Source organism: Microbacterium sp. BDGP8, from assembly GCF_029991045.1.
GTDB classification, from domain to species: Bacteria; Actinomycetota; Actinomycetes; order Actinomycetales; family Microbacteriaceae; genus Microbacterium; species Microbacterium plantarum.
Genome location: NZ_CP120712.1, coordinates 3,222,279 through 3,239,125, shown reverse-complemented (window position 1 = coordinate 3,239,125; position 16,847 = coordinate 3,222,279). Strand labels below are relative to the sequence as shown.

The 16,847-nt window shown below is 69.6% G+C and carries 17 protein-coding genes; 10 read left to right on the top strand and 7 right to left on the bottom strand.

The window, feature by feature from the left end; genetic code table 11:
• Positions 1-55: 55 nt before the first annotated feature.
• Positions 56-1,174: a hypothetical protein gene (locus P6897_RS15640; protein WP_282501719.1), complete on the bottom strand. Its 1,119-nt coding sequence runs from the start codon at positions 1,172-1,174 to the stop codon at positions 56-58.
• A 463-nt stretch (positions 1,175-1,637) separates the two neighbouring features.
• On the opposite strand from P6897_RS15640, the gene dnaB reads away from it, so the two are divergent.
• From dnaB to P6897_RS15615, 5 genes are all read left to right on the top strand, one after another.
• Positions 1,638-3,008, top strand: a complete 1,371-nt coding sequence (gene dnaB / locus P6897_RS15635; RefSeq protein WP_036304736.1) for a replicative DNA helicase — start codon at positions 1,638-1,640, stop codon at positions 3,006-3,008.
• Between the two features lie 73 nt (positions 3,009-3,081).
• Positions 3,082-3,429: a hypothetical protein gene (locus tag P6897_RS15630; RefSeq protein ID WP_274179158.1), complete on the top strand. Its 348-nt coding sequence runs from the start codon at positions 3,082-3,084 to the stop codon at positions 3,427-3,429.
• Entirely contained in the window at positions 3,426-4,328 is a 903-nt protein-coding gene (locus P6897_RS15625) for an ATP-grasp fold amidoligase family protein (protein WP_274179159.1), read from the top strand. Before P6897_RS15630 ends, P6897_RS15625 begins: the two co-directional genes overlap by 4 nt.
• A gap of 93 nt (positions 4,329-4,421) precedes the next feature.
• Complete coding sequence (locus tag P6897_RS15620) at positions 4,422-4,688, top strand: hypothetical protein (RefSeq protein ID WP_274179160.1); 267 nt, start codon at positions 4,422-4,424, stop codon at positions 4,686-4,688.
• A 182-nt stretch (positions 4,689-4,870) separates the two neighbouring features.
• Positions 4,871-6,193, top strand: coding sequence for an APC family permease (locus P6897_RS15615; protein WP_274179161.1), 1,323 nt, complete (start codon positions 4,871-4,873; stop codon positions 6,191-6,193).
• A gap of 31 nt (positions 6,194-6,224) precedes the next feature.
• Here the strand turns inward: P6897_RS15615 and P6897_RS15610 are convergent, their stop codons facing one another.
• From P6897_RS15610 to P6897_RS15595, 4 genes are all read right to left on the bottom strand, one after another.
• The gene (locus tag P6897_RS15610) at positions 6,225-7,637 is read right to left on the bottom strand and encodes an FAD-dependent oxidoreductase (protein ID WP_274179162.1); all 1,413 of its coding nucleotides are present in this window, start codon (positions 7,635-7,637) and stop codon (positions 6,225-6,227) included.
• On the bottom strand, positions 7,634-8,524 hold the full coding sequence (locus P6897_RS15605; RefSeq protein ID WP_274179163.1) for a UbiA family prenyltransferase: 891 nt from the start codon (positions 8,522-8,524) through the stop codon (positions 7,634-7,636). The genes P6897_RS15610 and P6897_RS15605 overlap by 4 nt, the downstream gene beginning before the upstream one ends.
• A gap of 4 nt (positions 8,525-8,528) precedes the next feature.
• A complete protein-coding gene (locus P6897_RS15600; protein ID WP_274179164.1) occupies positions 8,529-10,091 on the bottom strand; it encodes a cryptochrome/photolyase family protein in 1,563 nt (520 codons plus the stop codon).
• A gap of 61 nt (positions 10,092-10,152) precedes the next feature.
• On the bottom strand, positions 10,153-11,103 hold the full coding sequence (locus tag P6897_RS15595; RefSeq protein ID WP_282501718.1) for an alpha-L-glutamate ligase: 951 nt from the start codon (positions 11,101-11,103) through the stop codon (positions 10,153-10,155).
• Positions 11,104-11,167: 64 nt separating this feature from the next.
• Here P6897_RS15595 and P6897_RS15590 point away from each other — a divergent pair, with 64 nt between their 5' ends.
• The 4 genes from P6897_RS15590 to P6897_RS15575 all read left to right on the top strand — a co-directional run bounded on the left by P6897_RS15590 (position 11,168) and on the right by P6897_RS15575 (position 13,736).
• The gene (locus tag P6897_RS15590) at positions 11,168-11,887 is read left to right on the top strand and encodes a peptidase E (RefSeq protein WP_282501717.1); all 720 of its coding nucleotides are present in this window, start codon (positions 11,168-11,170) and stop codon (positions 11,885-11,887) included.
• 62 nt (positions 11,888-11,949) lie between these two features.
• Positions 11,950-12,339 carry a DUF2256 and DUF3253 domain-containing protein gene (locus P6897_RS15585; RefSeq protein ID WP_282501716.1) on the top strand — a complete coding sequence of 130 codons (390 nt, stop codon included), beginning with the start codon at positions 11,950-11,952 and terminating at the stop codon, positions 12,337-12,339.
• A gap of 60 nt (positions 12,340-12,399) precedes the next feature.
• Positions 12,400-12,792, top strand: coding sequence for a metalloregulator ArsR/SmtB family transcription factor (locus tag P6897_RS15580; protein ID WP_114587591.1), 393 nt, complete (start codon positions 12,400-12,402; stop codon positions 12,790-12,792).
• Complete coding sequence (locus tag P6897_RS15575; RefSeq protein WP_282501715.1) at positions 12,792-13,736, top strand: cation diffusion facilitator family transporter; 945 nt, start codon at positions 12,792-12,794, stop codon at positions 13,734-13,736. Before P6897_RS15580 ends, P6897_RS15575 begins: the two co-directional genes overlap by 1 nt.
• A gap of 17 nt (positions 13,737-13,753) precedes the next feature.
• Here the strand turns inward: P6897_RS15575 and P6897_RS15570 are convergent, their stop codons facing one another.
• Positions 13,754-14,500 (bottom strand): EI24 domain-containing protein, encoded by a 747-nt coding sequence (locus tag P6897_RS15570; protein WP_282501714.1) that lies wholly within the window; start codon positions 14,498-14,500, stop codon positions 13,754-13,756.
• 111 nt (positions 14,501-14,611) lie between these two features.
• On the opposite strand from P6897_RS15570, the gene P6897_RS15565 reads away from it, so the two are divergent.
• On the top strand, positions 14,612-15,958 hold the full coding sequence (locus tag P6897_RS15565; RefSeq protein ID WP_112615305.1) for an APC family permease: 1,347 nt from the start codon (positions 14,612-14,614) through the stop codon (positions 15,956-15,958).
• Here P6897_RS15565 and P6897_RS15560 read toward each other — a convergent pair.
• Positions 15,943-16,713 (bottom strand): IclR family transcriptional regulator, encoded by a 771-nt coding sequence (locus P6897_RS15560; protein ID WP_274179191.1) that lies wholly within the window; start codon positions 16,711-16,713, stop codon positions 15,943-15,945. The genes P6897_RS15565 and P6897_RS15560 overlap by 16 nt on opposite strands.
• Positions 16,714-16,847: the final 134 nt, after the last annotated feature.

Sequence of the window (16,847 nt, the reverse complement as noted above, 5' to 3'; positions counted from 1 at the left end):
AATGGATGGCGCTGCGCGCCGATGGTCGTGCCGCTCGAGCGCGGCCGGCCGTTCGTCAGTCAGGAGAGACGTCGGTGGGGTAGACGGGCGAGATCGGGCCCGTCGAGTTCGTGAGGCGTCCGCGGCGTCCGGGGAGCAGGAACGCTGCTCCGGCGAATGCGAACAGGGCTGCGGCGATACCGCCTCCGGCAGCGGCGGCGCCGGCCGAGGCCGCGCCCGGAGCGCTGACGGCGAGGCCACCCGACGCCGGTGCGCCCAGAGCGAGCGCATGACCCGCGACGGCGGGTGCCGCGCTGGCCGCCGCGGCGAACAGTTCGGATGAGGGCGCGAGAACCTCGGCCGACGTCGCCAGGACGCCGAAAATGCCGAATGGGCCGTCGGTCGACGTGGACGTAGCCAGGTCGCGTGCCAGACCGAGCGCGACGGCGGAGAGCGCGTCCAGCGGCGAGCTGGTGGCGATTCCGGGCTCCGGCGTCTCGCCGGGAAGCAGGGGAACGAGCGGCTGCGAGCCGCCGGGTACAACGGCATCCGTGATCGGGACGATGACGGGAGTCAGCGCGTCCGTGACGGGCGCGAGGGCATCGGTCACCGGAGTGAGCACCGCCACGACGGGTGCCAGGGCGCCGTCGAGGATGCCGAGCACGGGAGTCACGGGGGCGCCGACGGCATCGGTCACCGGAGACAGTGAGCCGACGATCGGTGCGACGACAGGCGCGAGGTTCTCCGTGACGGGCGCCGCGACATCCGAAACGGGCTCGATGACGGGAGCCACGGTGTCGGCGACCGGCTCGACCACGTCTGCGACCGGCTGCACAGCCGGTGCGACGACGTTCTGCGCGACGGGCTCGACCACCTCGCGGACGACCGGTTCGACGACCGGCGCGACGGCGGGAGGGGCCGACTGCACGACGGGGGCGACAGCCTGCACGACGGGATCTGCGACGCGGGCCACAGGCTGGACGACAGTGTCGAGCACCGGAGCGACGACGTCTTCGACGGCACGGTCGACCGGGTCGGTGACGGCGGAGACGATGCCCTGGAGGGGCCCAGTCTCTTCGTCGGCCGCGTAGCTCGCGGGCGCGAGTGCGAGGGAGAGCGCCGTCCAGGCGAAGGCGAGACCGACGCCGGTGCCGAGGATCGGCACCCAGCGAGGCGCACGGCGGTGCTGGGCCATGACGAGCGATCACCTCCCCCGAGAGCGTCGACATCGTTCGCACGGGAGACCCCGTGCCGTCGGGTACTGCTTGGCGAAGAAAGATACTCCTGTCTCGGGCAACTGTCTAGGGTTCCGCTGAGTTCGTCATGAGCCCGTCCTGAGGATGCCGCGCCGGGGGCGCCGAGTCGACTTGACAAGGCGGGCGTTTTACACAAGTGAGTCCCCAGATGAACAACCTTCAAGTGAGACTTCAACCACGATCTTCATCCACAGGTTGGGGAAACTTAAACCCCTGATCAACGGCTAATTACTCGTAGACTTTCCACGTATCCCCGGGCGTTTTCCACAGGACTTCTTCACAACCGTCGCGGCGTTTCCCGCATCCTCTCCACAGAGTTATCCACAGGCCGGTTTGCGGGTGTCGGATGCCCTCCATACCGTGTACTCCGGCTCGGTCACAGGCCAGGATGCGGGGGTGCGGATGTCGATCGCGGACATCTCTGACGACAGGCTCGGCGGACGGCGCGAACCCGATCGCACCCCGCCGCACGACATGCTCGCCGAGCAGAGCACGCTTGGCGGAATGCTGCTGTCGAAGGATGCCGTCGCCGACGTCATCGAGACGCTCCGGGGCACCGACTTCTACGTGCCGAAGCACGAGCTCATCTACGAGGCGCTGCTCTCGCTGTACTCCCATGGTGAGCCGACCGATGTTGTGGCCGTCACCGACGAGCTCATCAAGAACGGCGAGCTGCAGCGCGCTGGCGGGGCCGACTACCTGCACACGCTCACCTCGATCGTGCCGACCGCGGCGAACGCCGGCTACTACGCGACGATCGTCAACGAGCGCGCCCTGCTGCGCCGCCTCGTCGAGGCCGGAACCCGCATCGTCCAGATGGGCTACAACGGCCAGGGCGACGCGGTCGACCTCGTCAACAACGCACAGGCCGAGATCTACTCGGTCACCGGTGCCGAGAAGGCCGAGGACTACGTCCCCCTCGAGGTCGCCGTCACCGCTGCCATCGACGACATCGAAGCCGCACGTGGTCGCGATGGCCAGATGACCGGCATCCCGACCGGCTTCTCCGGGCTCGACCAGCTGACCAACGGCTTGCATCCCGGTCAGATGATCGTCGTCGCGGCGCGTCCCGCCATGGGTAAGTCGACGCTCGCGCTCGACTTCGCCCGCGCCGCCGCGATCAAGAACAACTCGCCCACGATCTTCTTCTCGCTCGAGATGGGGCGCAGCGAGATCGCGATGCGCCTCATGAGCGCCGAGGGCGCCGTGCCGCTGCAGTCGATGCGCAAGGGAACCCTCGACTCACGCGACTGGACCACCGTCGCCGCGACGCGTGGCCGCATCAACGACGCTCCGCTCTACATCGACGACAGCCCCAATATGACGCTCGTCGAGATCCGCGCGAAGTGCCGCCGCCTCAAGCAGCGCGTGGGCCTCAAGATGGTCGTGATCGACTACCTGCAGCTGATGACCAGCGGTAAGCGCGTCGAGTCGCGTCAGCAGGAGGTCTCGGAGTTCTCGCGTGCGCTCAAGCTGCTCGCGAAGGAGCTGCAGGTTCCCGTCATCGCGCTGTCGCAGCTGAACCGTGGTGCCGAGCAGCGTGCCGACAAGAAGCCGGCGATCAGCGACCTGCGTGAGTCGGGCTCGATCGAGCAGGATGCCGACATCGTCATCCTGCTGCACCGCGAGGCGGCCTACGAGAAGGACAGCCCCCGTGCCGGCGAGGCCGACCTCATCGTCGCGAAGCACCGCAACGGTCCGACCGACACGGTGACGGTGGCGTTCCAGGGTCACTTCTCGCGGTTCACCGACATGGCCGTGGGGATGGACTGAACGGTCAGCCGACGACCGTTATAGTCCAGTGCGCGGAATCACGCGCATCCGCCCTCGGCCCGTTGGGAGCCTGATGCCGTTCCGCAGTAAAGAGACGCTCGAGCGCTGGCTCGGCGAGTTCCACGAGCAGCGGGGAGCGGGTGAGCTCATCCGCGTCCTCGTGCAGGACGGTTCGGAGGGATCGGACACGGGGCTCGTCGTCGTGCCCCTCGCGAACTCCTCCGTGTCGGTGTTCATGGAGCCCATCGAGATCGGCGATGCCCGCTGGCGGATCACCATCGAACCGCAGCCCGACTTCACCATTCTCAGCAGCTTCCAGATGCACTCGCTCGCGGCCGAGTTCACCGTCGCCGCCGAGCTCTGCACGTTCCTCGAGGCGAAGTCGATCGGTCACGACGAAGGCGACCTCGACGAGTCGTGACACCTCGCCATCATGGCGTCCGCTGGCGCGAGCGCAGCCGGCTGGTTCGGATGCTGCGCCTGTGGCGCACCCGCAATCCGATGACGTTCCGTGAGAAGGTGCGGTACAAGATGCTGCGCGACCGCCGCAGCCTCATCGTCACCTTCGCGGACAAGGCCGCTGTGCGCGACCACGTCGCCGCGGTCATCGGCGAGCAGTACCTGCCCCGCGCCTACGCGATCATCGAAGATCCGCAGAGCCTGCTGGACCTCGACTGGCCCGATGCCTACGTCGTGAAGCCGACGCACGGGAGCGGCGCTGCGATCGTCGTGTCCGCCGCCGCCTCCGCGGATGCCCGGCTTCCGGAAGCGCGCTGGGGCTGGGTCTATCGGCACGTGCGTCCGGAGTTCGCGAACCCGCACGACCTCGCGGCGATCGCCGCGGGCTGGCTCGCCAAGCTCTACGGTCAGGGCCCGAATCGCGAGTGGGTCTACGGACAGGTGCCGCGCCGAGTCATCGTCGAGGAGTTCCTGGTCGGTGCCGACGGCGGCATCCCGGACGACTACAAGTTCTTCGTCTTCCATGGGCGATGCCACTTCATCCAGGTCGACGGCGGACGCTTCGGCGGTCGCACGCAGGACTTCTTCCGACCCGACTGGAGCCGCATCCCGATGAGTGGCGGCCCGCCCTGGGCTGATCCCGAGCGCTCGCGGCCGGCGCATCTCGACGAGATGATCAGCATCGCCGAGCGGCTCGGCGAGGGCACCGACTTCGTGCGCGTCGATCTGTACGACGTCGACGGTCGCGTGGTCTTCGGCGAGCTCACGAGCTTCCCCGCCGGCGGCGACAGCCCGTTCGATCCGGAGTCGTACAACACCGAGTTCGGCCGCCCCTGGACAGTGCCGCGGCGCTACCGCTGACGTCGTGCCTCACCCGTGCGCCGGATGCTCGCGCGCGAGGGTTCCGCCGTACGGCGGAGGCGCGGCCCACTCAGCCCGCATAGCGTCGTATCCATGAGCACTGCCCTCGCCAACCAGCCCGCCGACCGTGCGACGCGAGAGGCGTCCCGCCTGCAAACGGCGAGGACCTGGCTGCCGGTCGGATCGGCCATCGCGCTGCTGGCTCTCATCGCCTGGGCCATCGTGGCCGGCATGAGCGGGTCGCCCGCCGGGATCATCGCGTCGACGTCGGGTGCCGTGGCCGTCACGGTCGCGTGGAGCACGGGCCTCGTCGGCATCACCGCGCGCCTGCGTCAACTCGACGAAGCGCGGGCTTCGTAGCCGACGAGTGAGAGCAGGCTGCGCAGCCCGGCCTCCGTTTCCGACGCTCGTGTGCGTCTGGGCACGGAGGTGAGGCTACCGCCTCGCCCGCGGTCGGCCGCGCGGTCGGGGTCTGGGCTCATCCGCGGGTCTGCTGTCAACCCGCTACGGGTTTCGGGATTCCGCGATCTAACGTTCGCGGAATGAGCAAGACCGATACCCCCGTGCCCACTCGCCTTCGGCGAGGAATCGGCGGACCGCTGCTGTTCGCTTTCATTCTCGGTGACGTTCTGGGTGCAGGTGTCTATGCACTGATGGGGGTGCTGGCCGAGCGTGTCGGCGGAATGCTGTGGGCGCCCCTCCTCGCCGCCCTCGTGCTCGCGCTGCTTACCGCCGGGTCGTACGCCGAGCTGGTGACGAAGTACCCGCGGGCCGGCGGCGCGGCCGTCTTCGCCGAGCGCGCGTTCAAGAACAGGCTCGTGTCGTTCCTCGTCGGCTTCTGCATGCTGGCCGCGGGTGTCGTGAGCGCGGCGGGGCTGTCGATCGCCTTCGCCGGTCAGTACTTGCAGACGTTCGTCGAGGTTCCCGTGGTGCCGGTCGCCATCGTGTTCCTCGCCGTGCTCGCGGCTCTCAATGCCCGCGGCATCCGGGAGTCGATGGGCGCGAACTTCGTCATGACCGCCATCGAGGTCTCCGGGCTGGTGATCGTCGTGGTCGTGGTCGGGTTCCTCCTCGCCGGCGGTGGCGGGGATGTGTCGCGCGTCACGCAGGTGCCCGAGGGCACCGGCGTCGCGTCGGCCGTGCTCGCCGGAGCGATCATCGCGTATTACTCCTTCGTGGGCTTCGAGACGTCGGCGAACATGATCGAAGAGGTCAAGGAACCCTCGAAGATGTACCCGCGAGCGCTGTTCGCCGCTCTCGGTGCAGCCGGGCTGGTCTACGTGCTGGTCGGCCTCGCGAGCAGCATCGCTCTGCCGCCCGAAGAATTGTCGAGCTCGAGCGGCCCCCTCCTCGCGGTCGTCGAGGCGAGCGGCGTCGCCATCCCCTCGTGGCTGTTCAGCCTCATCGCGCTCATCGCCGTCGCCAACGGTGCGCTGCTGACGATGATCATGGCGAGCCGTCTCACGTACGGCATGGCAGAGCAGGGGCTGCTGCCGCGCGCTCTGTCGCGGGTGCTGCCCGGGCGGCAGACGCCGTGGGTGGCGATCCTCGCCACGACGCTCGTCGCGATGCTGCTGACGCTCGTGGGCGACCTGGCGCTGCTCGCCGAGACGGTCGTCCTGCTGCTGCTCTTCGTCTTCCTGAGCGCGAACATCTCGGTGCTCGTCCTGCGCCGCGACCGCGTCGATCACGATCACTTCCGCGTCTGGACGTTCGTTCCCGTGCTCGGCGTCGCGTCGTGCCTGTTGCTGCTGAGCCAGCAGACCCTCCGGGTATGGATCTTCGGCGCCATCCTCATCGTGGTCGGCGTCGGGCTGTACTTCCTGGCCCGGTGGGCGCGTGGTCGCGGGGAGCTTCCGTCGTGACCGCAGCAGATCTCCTCGGCTGTAAGCCGGCTCAGGCCGGATGCCGCTTGAGCAGCTTCGCCGCGACGATCATCGCGCCGCCGAGCACGGCGGGGATGCCGCCGCCCGGGTGGACCGAGGCGCCGACCCGCCAGAGCCAGGGTGCGCGGAGGTCGTGCTGCGCGGGCTGGTGCAGCGGGCCGCTCATCCACAGCGGTCGCGATGCGCCGTAGAGGGCGCCGTGGGGCTCGCCGAACGAGCCGAAGTAGCGGGGGTCGAGCACGGTCGTCTCGGTCATCGCATCGGTGAGGAGTCCGTCGAGGCCCATGGCGCCCGAGATGCGCTCGATCTCGCGCGTCACGAACGGGTGGTCGAGCGAGTAGCCCTGGCCATCGGCGGGGCTGGTCAGCAGGACGGCGAGGGTGCTGCGCTCGTTCGGGTAGATCTCGCCGGCACGGTAGTGGTTGACGAACGCCATCGTGTCGGCGGGCTCGTCGCCCGCGGCGAGACTGCGGTGCAGGGCAGCGGGCTTCGTGGGCAGGATGACGCTGTGCGCGGCGATCCGCTCGGGGAGAGGCTTCTCGAGCACACCGTAGACCGCGACGGCCGAGCACGACAGCGACGGCGAACCGGGAATGAGGCGCCGCCGCCCCAGCAGCCCGTCGAGTCGTGACGCGTCGAGACCGCTGACGACGACATCCGCCTCGTGCACATCGCGCTCGGTCGTGACCCGCCCGCGTTCGATGCGCGTGACGCGCTCGCCGGTGCGGATCTCGACGCCCGCGGCATCCGCCAGCCGCTGCAGGGCGACGACGATCTCGAACACCCCGCCACGGGGCACCCAGACCCCGTCGGCGGCCATGACGGCGGGCATGCTCGCGTACAACGCCGGGGTGCGGGAGGGGGAGACGCCGGCGTTGAGGGTGTGGATCGCGATGATCTCGCGCAGTCCCTCGGGCATCCAGGTGAGGCTGTCGAGGTAGGCGCGGGTGCTGAGGCGTCGACCGTACACGGCGAGCAACCGCTGCAGCGCGGGCAGCGACGCGCGATCGAGCGGGTCGGCGACGAGCAGCGCGGCGACGTCGCCCGCGAGGGGTGCGTGCTCGTCGCTGAATCGCTTCCATGCCGGGTACCAGGGGTGCCCTTCCGGCACGGGCAGCGACACCTCTTCGCCCCGGTAGTAGTAGCGGCCGACCTCATCGAGACGGACGAGGTCGAGCCCACCGGCATCCGTGCCCGTTCGCGGCCCGGCGCCCAACCGGCGCAGCAGCTCATCCCAGACGGACGGGAAGGTGACGAGGGATGGTCCCGTGTCGATGCGCTCGCCGTCGAGCTCGATGCGCCGGCTCTTGCCGCCGACGGTCTCGGCCGCTTCGAGCAGCGTCACGCGGTGGCCGGCGTGGGCGAGCAGGGCGGATGCCGCGAGCCCGCCGAGGCCCGCGCCGACGACGACGATGCGGCTCATGGATAGATTCCCAGGAACATGGCGGCGAGCAGCAGCCCGCTCGCGACCGATCCCGCGATGTACGGGAAGGCGACGGACAGCGGATACAGCCTGCGGCCGGTCGCGGGTGTCGGGCGCAGCAGCATCCAGGCGACGAGGGTCCCGGCGAGGGAGAGGTTGACGAGCGCGACGGGCACGCTGACGAGCGCGAAGAGCACGGTCGAGATGAGCCACCAGGCGCCACTCCACAGGGCGGTGCCGCGCGGGCCGAGCAGTACCGCGGTGGTGGTGATGCCCGCCTCGCGGTCTTCCTCGATGTCCTGCACGGCGTCGTAGGCGTGCTTCGCGACGCTCCAGGCGAGCAGCCCCCCGACGGCGGGCCAGACCGGCGGTGCCTCGAGGGCGACCGGCAGGATCAGCAGCGGCAGGCCGTAGGCGGCGTTGCTCAGCGAATCGAGGAACGGTCGCGCCTTGAACCGCAGCGGTGGGGCGGAGTAGAAGACGAACACGCCCGCGTAGAGCAGGATCAGCCCGACGGCGGCGAGCGGAAGCGCGATGACGAAATAGATCAGGAACGGAATGTTGGTGACCGCCACCGCCCATGCGATGAGCTTCACCTCGCGCGGCTCGATGCGCGCGCCCTCGATCGAACCCTTGCGCGGGTTCAGCGCATCCGTGTCCTGGTCGAAGATGTCGTTCACGCCGTAGATCAGCAGGTTGAACGGCAGCGTCAGCCAGATCAGCAGCGGGATCGCGGCGACGTCGATGAGCTGACCGGTCAGCCACATGCCGAGCGCGCCGGTGCCGATCGTGTTGATCCACAGAACGGGCCGTGAGATGTGGACGAGGCGCGCGAGCGTCGATGTCGGACGGGTGATGGCGTCGCTCCTGGGTTCGGGTGTCGTCACTATCTCACCATCGGCCGGATGGTCGTGAATCGGTGACGTCGCCGCGCCGGATGGCGTCGGCGCGGGCGCGGATCGCGGTGATCTCGTCGTCGTCGAGGCGGCCCAGGTTCTTCACCTGCAGCGCCATGCGGTGGTTCTCGGCGAGGGGCGCCTCGTGCCGGATGAGGTAGTCCCAGTAGAGAGTGGTGAAGGGGCAGGCATCCTCGCCGATCCGCTTCGCGGGGTCGAACGGGCACGTCTTGCAGTACGGGCTCATGCGATCGATGTACTTGCCGGTCGCGGCGTACGGCTTGCTGCCCATGAGCCCGCCGTCGGCGTACTGGCTCATCCCGAGCGTGTTCGGAAGCTCGGCCCACTCGACCGCATCGACGTACACCGCGAGGTACCAAGCGTGCACCTCGCGCGGGTCGACGCCGAGCAGCATCGCGTAGAGCCCGGTGACCATGAGGCGCTGGATATGGTGCGCGTACCCGTTCTCGAGCGTCGTGCCGATGGCATCCCTCAGGCAGGCCATGGGTGTGTCGCCCGTCCAGTACCAGTCAGGCAGCGGTTCGAACGCCTCGAAAGCGTTCCGCTGGATGTAGCCGGGCATCTGCGTCCAGTAGATCCCGCGCACATACTCGCGCCACCCGAGGATCTGCCGGATGAATCCCTCGACCGCCGCAAGAGGCGCACGCTGCGACCGGTACGCCTCCTCGGCGGCCGCGACCACCTCGCGCGGATGCAGCAGCTTCAGGTTCATCGACGATGACAGGTGCGCGTGCCAGAGCCAGGGCTCGCCCGGCCACATCGCGTCCTGAGCGTCACCGAAGCCCGGGAGCCGCTCGTCGATGAACAGGTCGAGCGCTTCGAGCGCCTGCGGGCGAGTGACCGGCCACGCGAACGTGTCGAGCGAACCGGGGTGCTCGGCGAACTCCGTGTCGACGAGCGCGATCACCTCGCGCGTGATCTCATCGGGCGCGAAGGTCGCGCGGGGCGGCACGAGACCGGGACCCTGCTTCGGGAACGCCTTGCGGTTGTCGGCGTCGTAGTTCCATTCGCCGCCGACGGGCTGCCCGCGCCCGGTCATGAGGATGCCGTGCCGCTTGCGCATCTCGCGGTAGAAGTACTCCATCCGCAGGGTCGCCCGGCCCTCGGCGTGCTCGGCGAACTCGGCGATGGTCGAGAAGAAGTGCCGGTCGATGCGGATGTCGAGCGGGATGCCGGCGGCATCCGCCGTCTGCTGCAGCGCTTCGCGCACGCGCCACTCGCCGGGCTCGGTCATCACGAGCGCCTCGGGCTTCAGCTTCTCCAGGTCGGCGGCGAGCTGGCCGGCGAATGTGCCTGAGTTCCCCCGTGCGTCGAGCTCCGCGTAGTGCAGGGTGTGCCCGGCGTCGCGCTGGTCCTCGGCGAAGTGGCGCATCGCGGCGAGGAACACCGCGGTGCGCGGCTTCGAGCTCCAGACGTGGGTGGACTCTTCGGCGACCTCCGCCATCCAGACGGCATCCTGCGCCGGGTCGAAGTCGTCGAAGGCGCTCGCGTCGGGGTCGAGCTGGTCGCCCAGGACGATCACGAGGTTTCGGAGCACGGTGTCAGCGTAGGAAGAGCCTCGGATGCGGCCTATCGGTTGTGCGTGAGGCGGGGCTGCGCTAGTTGCGTGCTTCGCCGAGCAGTCCGCCGAGGAATCGGGCGATCTCGCCCGGCCCGGATGCGTGAGCCGAGGCCTCGACGTCGGGGTTGTAGTTCGTGTTCGTGTTGAGGTCGTAGGTGACGAGTCGCCCCTCGATCGTCTCGACGAACTCGATTCCGGCGATGCGGATGTCGACGGCGCGGAGGAAGTCGCGGTGCTGCACGACCAGGGGATGGTCGGCGGTGATCTCGTCGCGCAGCGCGAAGGGCGGATAGGCCGGCGTGGCGCCCGTGCCCGCGGCGGGGTCGACGACGCACGCATCGGCGGGGCAGAGCTCGAAGCTGCCGGCGCTCGTGTCGACGCGCACGGCGTAGACGAACTCGCCGCCGACGTACTCGGCGCGGGTGACGAACGGCTCACGGGCGAACAGGAACTCCTGGATGAGTGTGATGCCGTCGGGGGATGCCTCGAACTCGGGGCCGTCGACCCAGGCGTCGAACTCGTCGTGGGAGTCCCAGCGGCGGACGCCGAGACCCTTGCCGCCCTGGTTGTGCTTGCTGATGAACGGCACCGGGAACTCGCGTGCGCGCTCCTTCAGGTCACCGGTGCCGAAGACGGCGACGGTGTGCGGGACGTCGATGCCGCTCGTCCGCAGGGCGGCATGCTGGGCGACCTTGCTGACCTCGAACTCGAGGACGTGGCTGCCGCCGATCACCGTGCGGCCCCACGACTCGAGCCAGCGGAGCACCGCGCGGCCGTACTCCTTCGACTGCGCGTGATCGCGCGTGTGCGCCGATGCCGACAGCCGCGACCAGAAGACCCCCTGCGGCGGCTTGGCGGACAGATCGATGGATCCGTCGGTGAGCAGCCACTGCTCGGCGGGGACGTCCTCGGCGGCGAACGCGGCCGCGAAGGGCGCCCACCACTCGGGGTTCTCGTGGATCACGTACACCTTCGGCGAAGTCGACATCCCGCCAGGCTAAGACGATCACCACGCGTGTGCGAGCCTGGAACGCACCGGAGGTGATGCTCTCATGAGCAAGAGTCGGACGATCCTGGCCACGTGCGGCGGGTGGAGCCCCGCGCAGTGGGGCGATGTCGAGTTCAGCCCGCTGCAGCGGTACGCCCTCGACCTGACCGGTGTGACGGGACGGCGGCCCCGGGTCGCGTTCGTGAACACCGCCGCGGGGGACCAGCGCGTCGACGAGGGCCGCGAGCTGGCGGCCGCGCAGCAGCTCGGAGTGGACGCCGTCCACATCCGGTTGTTCGGGCGGAACCAGCCGGACCTCCGCGAGGCCGTGCTGGCGAGCGATCTCGTCTGGGTCGCCGGTGGTAGCGTCGCGAACCTCCTCGCCGTGTGGCGGGTGCACGGATTGCCCGAGGTGCTCGCCGAGGCGGCGGATCAGGGGACCGTGCTGGCGGGCACCTCGGCCGGCGCGATCTGCTGGCACGTCGGCGGCCCCACCACGACGTTCGGGCCGGTCGCCGTGATCGACGACGCGCTCGGTTTCGTCGACCGATCGGTCGGGGTGCATTACGACTCGCAGCCCGACCGGCGCCCCGCTCTGCAACGCGCGATCGCCGACGGGACACTGCCGAACGGGTTCGGCCTCGACGAGGGTGCCGCCGTGCTCTATGTCGACGGCGAGCCGGTCGAGATGCTCACCGAGTCGCGGGACGGCGCGGTGTGGGGCGTCGAACGCGACGGCGACGGTGTCGCCGAGACTCGCTGCGAGACGCGCCTGCTCACCTGAACGTGTCCGGGGCGCTTGTCAACGGCCCGACCCGAGGCCCGGAACGCGCGCAGACTGGACGCATGCCCCGAGCCGCCGCCGCCGCGACCCCGCCGCCGAAGACGTGTGCGTCGTGCGGGCGCGAGATGCAGTGGCGTGCGAAGTGGGCGAAGAGCTGGGACGAGGTCCGCTACTGCTCGGATGCCTGCCGCCGTCGCGGCATCCGTCCCGTCGACGCGCAGCTGAGCGAGACGATCCTCGAGCTGCTGAGCGCTCGCGCCGCAGGGGCGACGATCTGCCCCTCCGAGGCGGCGCGCGCCGTCGGCGGCGAGGAGTGGCGCGACCTGATGGAACCCGCGCGCCGTGCCGCGCGGCGGCTCGTCGCCGACGGCGAGGTCGAGATCACGCAGCGCGGTGCCGTCGTCGACCCGTCGACGGCGAAGGGGCCGATCCGCATCCGCCGCGCCCGCTGACGCCGCCGCGCCGAACCCCTTTCTCATATCGGTTCTGCGCGATATCATCGCTTCGTGGCGATGAATGGATCTCTCGATGCTGGTGTCCCGGTGGAGCTGGACGCGCGCGCGACCGAGGTCTACGCACATCTCTTCCAGGCGCTCGCCGACCCGACCCGGCTCGCCGTGCTGCAGCATCTGTCGTACGGCGAGCACCGTGTTCGCGATCTCGTCGAGCATGTCGGGCTCGCGCAGTCGACCGTGAGCAAGCATGTCGCCTTCCTGCTCGAGTGCGGGCTCGTCTCGGTGCGACCCGACGGGCGATCGTCCTGGTACGCCCTCGCCGAGCCGGAGGCGACCGCGCGACTCATCAATGCGGCCGAGGCGTTGCTGGGCGCGACGGGGACGAGCGCGACGCTGTGCGGGCACCTCCGGCGGCCCCGCGCGATCGCCGGCGAGGCCGAGGCCAGCTGATGGGCGCCGGACACGACCATGGCCCCGTGAACGCGGCGCAGGCGGGACAGCCCGCCGACTTCCGGGTGAGGCTTTGGATCGCCTTCGGGATCACTGCGGCGATCGTCGCGACCCAGGCGGTGGGTTCGATCGTCACAGGCAGCCTCGCGCTGCTCACCGACACCGCCCATGCCCTCACCGATGCCTCGGGTCTGCTCGTCGCGCTCGTGGCCGCGAACCTCATGATGCGGCCGGCCAACGCCCGCCGGACGTGGGGCTTCCGCCGGATCGAGGTGATCGCCGCTTTCGCCCAGGCAGCGCTGCTGCTCGTGGTGGGCGTGTACGCCGCGATCGAGGGCATCCGTCGCCTGTTCGAGCCGCCCGAGGTTCCCGCCCTGGAGCTGCTGGTGTTCGGCGTCGTCGGCCTCGTCGCGAACATCGTCGCGATCGCGGTGCTGTCCTCGAGTCGCGGCGCGAACTTCAACATGCGCGCGGCGTTCCTCGAGGTGCTCAACGACGCGCTCGGGTCCGTCGGCGTCATCGTCGCGGCGATCGTCATCGCGACGACCGGATTCGCGCAGGCGGATGCGGTCGCCGGGCTGTTCATCGCCGCCCTCATCGTGCCCCGCGCCGTGAAGCTCATGCGCGAGACGGCGTCGGTGCTGATGGAGTTCACGCCGCAGGGGCTCGATCTCGACGACGTCCGCGCGCACATCCTGCGCCTGGACCACGTAACCGACGTGCATGATCTGCATGCGTCCACGGTCGCGTCGGGGCTTCCGACCATCACGGCGCACGTCGTCGTCGAGGACCGGTGCTTCACCGACGGCCATGCGGCCGAGGTGCTGCAGGAGGTGCGCTCGTGCGTCGCGGAGCATTTCGAGGTATCGGTGCTGCACTCGACGTTCCAGATCGAGAACGAGCGCATCCGCGACGAGGAGCCCGATTCGGTCCGGCACGACTGACGTCGGGCGTGGGGACCTCAGTCGTGCGCGTCCAGCACCGTCCGCGCCAGCCGGGTCGAGCCGGCGACGGCGGCCGGCATCGCGACGACGGCCCCGAGCGGAACGAGGAAGCACAGCTGCGTAGCCACGCCGAAGCCCAGGAACCGGGCGCGGTGCGTACGGCGGAGACGGCGCCGGTCGGCGGCCAGGATGCCGCGTGCGGACAGGGCGCGCGAGGTCAGCTCATCCGCGAGCAGCCAGCCGGTGAGCGACACCGCCGTGACCGACCCCAGCACGCCGCCGACGACGGGGATGAGGCCCACGAGGGCTGCGATGACCGCCGCGAGCAGACCGCGGGCGATGAGTCCGACCGCGTCGCCGACCGAGCGCCAGAATCCGCTCTCGCTGTCGGGAACGGGACCGCCGAGGTCGGCTTCGGCGGCTCGCCAGATGCGGTCGTAGAACGGCTCACCCACCATGAGGGCGAGCGCCGTGAACGACACCGCGACGAGCACGATCGCGCCGCCGAGCACCGCGGTGCCCGCGGCGACGCGCACGAGCGTCGCCCACAGCTCGGGCCACGCGTCGGCGAACGGGGTGAGGGCGTCGACGATCTGAGGCAGAAAGGCGCCGAGCGCGATGAGGCCGCCGAGCAGCACGAGCCCGACGATCGCGGCGGGGATCAGGCCGAGCGCCATGACCCCCGGCCGGCGCGACCAGAAGCCGAAGCCGCGCGCGAGGTCGGCGGCGCCGCGGAGGAACGAGCGAGCGGGGGCATCGGACATGTCTCACATCCTGCCTGTATCGGGCGCCGCCCCGTGGCAGGTGGACAATCACAGATCACGCGCCGACGCCAGGGGTTGTCGGAATTCGGGGTGAGGCGCTGAAGTGATGCGATGACCAACGACACCAGTGCGCCGATCGCCGACGATCGGCCTGGACTGAAGCGGGCCATCGGAACCCCCCTCCTGTTCGCCTTCATCGTGGGCGACACCCTCGGCGCCGGCATCTACACGCTCGTCGGAACGATGGCGACGGACGTCGGCGGTGTGATCTGGCTGCCGCTGCTGATCGCGCTCGTCGTCGCGCTGCTCACCGCCGGCACCTACGCGGAGCTGATCACGAAATACCCGCACGCGGGCGGCGCCGCCCGTTACGTCGACAAGGCGTTCGGCATCCCGTTCCTGTCGTTCCTCGTGGGCTTCCTCATGATGGCGTCGGGCATCACGACGGCGGCGGCGCTCGCGAACGCGTTCGCGGGCGACTACTTCGCCGCGCTCTTCGACATCCCGCCGATCCCCGTGGCGATCGCCTTCATCGCGGTACTCACCCTCATCAATCTGCGGGGGGTGCGCGAGTCGCTCGCCACGAACTTCGTGGCGTCGATCATCGAGGTCTCGGGCCTGGTCATCGTCATCTTCGTCGCGGCGATGGTCTTCGCCGGGGGCGGTGGCGAGCCGGCGCGCATCTTCGAGTTCGCCCCGGATGTGCCTCCGCTGCAGGGGGCGTTCGCGGCATCCATCGTCGCCTTCTTCTCGTTCCTCGGCTTCGAGGCGGCGGCCAATATGGCGGAAGAGGTGAAGAACCCGTCGAAGTCGTACCCGCGAGCCCTCTTCGGCGCCATCATCACCGCGGCGGTCGTCTACCTGCTCATCGCGATCGGCGCCGTCATCGTCGTGCCGCCGGCCGAGCTCGCCGAGTCGACCGGCCCGTTGTTGGATGTCGTGACCGCGAGCGGCGTCGCCATCCCGCCGTGGCTGTTCAGCCTCATCGCCCTTGTGGCCATCGCCAACGGTGCCCTGCTGTTCATGGTCATGGCCAGCCGCGTGGGCTACGGTCTCGCCGAGTCGGGTCTGCTGCCGCACGCCTTCGGCCGCGTGCTGTCGAAGCGCCGCACGCCGTGGGTCTCGATCCTCGTCGTCGCCGGCGCCACGATGCTGCTCACGGTCCTCGGCGACATCGGAACGCTCGCCGAGACGACGGTGCTGCTGCTCCTGCTGGTCTTCCTGTCGGCGAACATCAGCGTCCTGGTGCTGAAGAAGGACAAGGTCGAGCACAAGCACTTCTCGGTGCCCCGGGTCGTGCCCGTGCTCGCGATCATCGCCAGCGTCGTGCTGCTCACCCAGCAGACGGGGCCGGTGTGGCTGGGCACCGCCGGTTACATCGTGGTCGGGACGATCCTGTTCTTCATCGCGCGGGCGGGGCGTCGCCGCTCGGACCGCAAGGCTCAGGCCGGGCCCTGATAGCCGAGGCCCGAGCTGATGCGGTCGGCGGTTTCGACGACCGTGCGGCCCAGCTCCGCGCCGCGGGCCTCGAGATCGATCGCTGTTAGCGGACCAGAGACGGATACGGCCGCGACGATCTTCCCGCTGCGGTCCAGGATCGGCGCGGCGGTCGAGGCCCGTCCGAGCACGAACTCCTCGACCTCGATCGCGTAGCCGCGTCTCGCGGTCAACGCGACCTCGCGGTCGAGCGCTTCGTGCGTCGTGATGGTCGCCTCGGTGAAGCCGGGCAGCTCCGGCAGCAGTCGCAGGCGCTTCTCGCGATTCGTGCCGATGAGCGTGGCCTTGCCGATGCTGGTCGCATGCAGCGGCACGCGCTGCCCCATCAGCGTGTGCGACTTCGGTGACAGCGGCCCTTCGAAGTTGCAGAGGTAGACCAGCTCCGCGCCGCGGAGGAGGGCGATGTTGACGCCGAGACCGATCTCTCCGGCGAGGCTCTGCGCGATCTGACGGCCGACTCGGTGCACCCGGTTCTGATTGATCGCGATGCCCGCGAGGGTCATGAGCTCGGCGCCGAGGAAGTACAGCGACGTCTGCGGATCGCGCTCGACCAGCCCGCCGGCCTCGAGAGTCGCGAGCAGGCGGGACGCGGTCGACTGACCGATCCCGGCTTCGCGCGCGACATCGCTCACGCGCATGGGTTCACCCCCCGAGAAGGTCTCGAGAACCGTGATCGCCTTCTCGACGCTCTGATTGGCGCCCTTCTCCGCAGCCATGCTTCCTCGCTTTCGCCGCCGATGTCCGTCACCCCATTATGCACATAGTGCATGACAGTTGCGCACTATGCGCACGTCGTGCACTCTGAGTTCGGCGACGCGGATAGTCGCCACCCCCGGGAGTCGCAGACGAC

Bases quoted from the DNA above. Each gene is read 5' to 3' on its own strand.
- P6897_RS15640 (WP_282501719.1), bottom strand. From the start codon at position 1,174: ATGGCCCAGCACCGCCGTGCGCCTCGCTGGGTGCCGATCCTCGGCACC.
- dnaB (WP_036304736.1), top strand. From the start codon at position 1,638: ATGTCGATCGCGGACATCTCTGACGACAGGCTCGGCGGACGGCGCGAA.
- P6897_RS15630 (WP_274179158.1), top strand. From the start codon at position 3,082: ATGCCGTTCCGCAGTAAAGAGACGCTCGAGCGCTGGCTCGGCGAGTTC.
- P6897_RS15620 (WP_274179160.1), top strand. From the start codon at position 4,422: ATGAGCACTGCCCTCGCCAACCAGCCCGCCGACCGTGCGACGCGAGAG.
- P6897_RS15615 (WP_274179161.1), top strand. From the start codon at position 4,871: ATGAGCAAGACCGATACCCCCGTGCCCACTCGCCTTCGGCGAGGAATC.
- P6897_RS15610 (WP_274179162.1), bottom strand. From the start codon at position 7,637: ATGAGCCGCATCGTCGTCGTCGGCGCGGGCCTCGGCGGGCTCGCGGCA.
- P6897_RS15595 (WP_282501718.1), bottom strand. From the start codon at position 11,103: ATGTCGACTTCGCCGAAGGTGTACGTGATCCACGAGAACCCCGAGTGG.
- P6897_RS15590 (WP_282501717.1), top strand. From the start codon at position 11,168: ATGAGCAAGAGTCGGACGATCCTGGCCACGTGCGGCGGGTGGAGCCCC.
- P6897_RS15585 (WP_282501716.1), top strand. From the start codon at position 11,950: ATGCCCCGAGCCGCCGCCGCCGCGACCCCGCCGCCGAAGACGTGTGCG.
- P6897_RS15580 (WP_114587591.1), top strand. From the start codon at position 12,400: ATGAATGGATCTCTCGATGCTGGTGTCCCGGTGGAGCTGGACGCGCGC.
- P6897_RS15575 (WP_282501715.1), top strand. From the start codon at position 12,792: ATGGGCGCCGGACACGACCATGGCCCCGTGAACGCGGCGCAGGCGGGA.
- P6897_RS15570 (WP_282501714.1), bottom strand. From the start codon at position 14,500: ATGTCCGATGCCCCCGCTCGCTCGTTCCTCCGCGGCGCCGCCGACCTC.
- P6897_RS15565 (WP_112615305.1), top strand. From the start codon at position 14,612: ATGACCAACGACACCAGTGCGCCGATCGCCGACGATCGGCCTGGACTG.
- P6897_RS15560 (WP_274179191.1), bottom strand. From the start codon at position 16,713: ATGGCTGCGGAGAAGGGCGCCAATCAGAGCGTCGAGAAGGCGATCACG.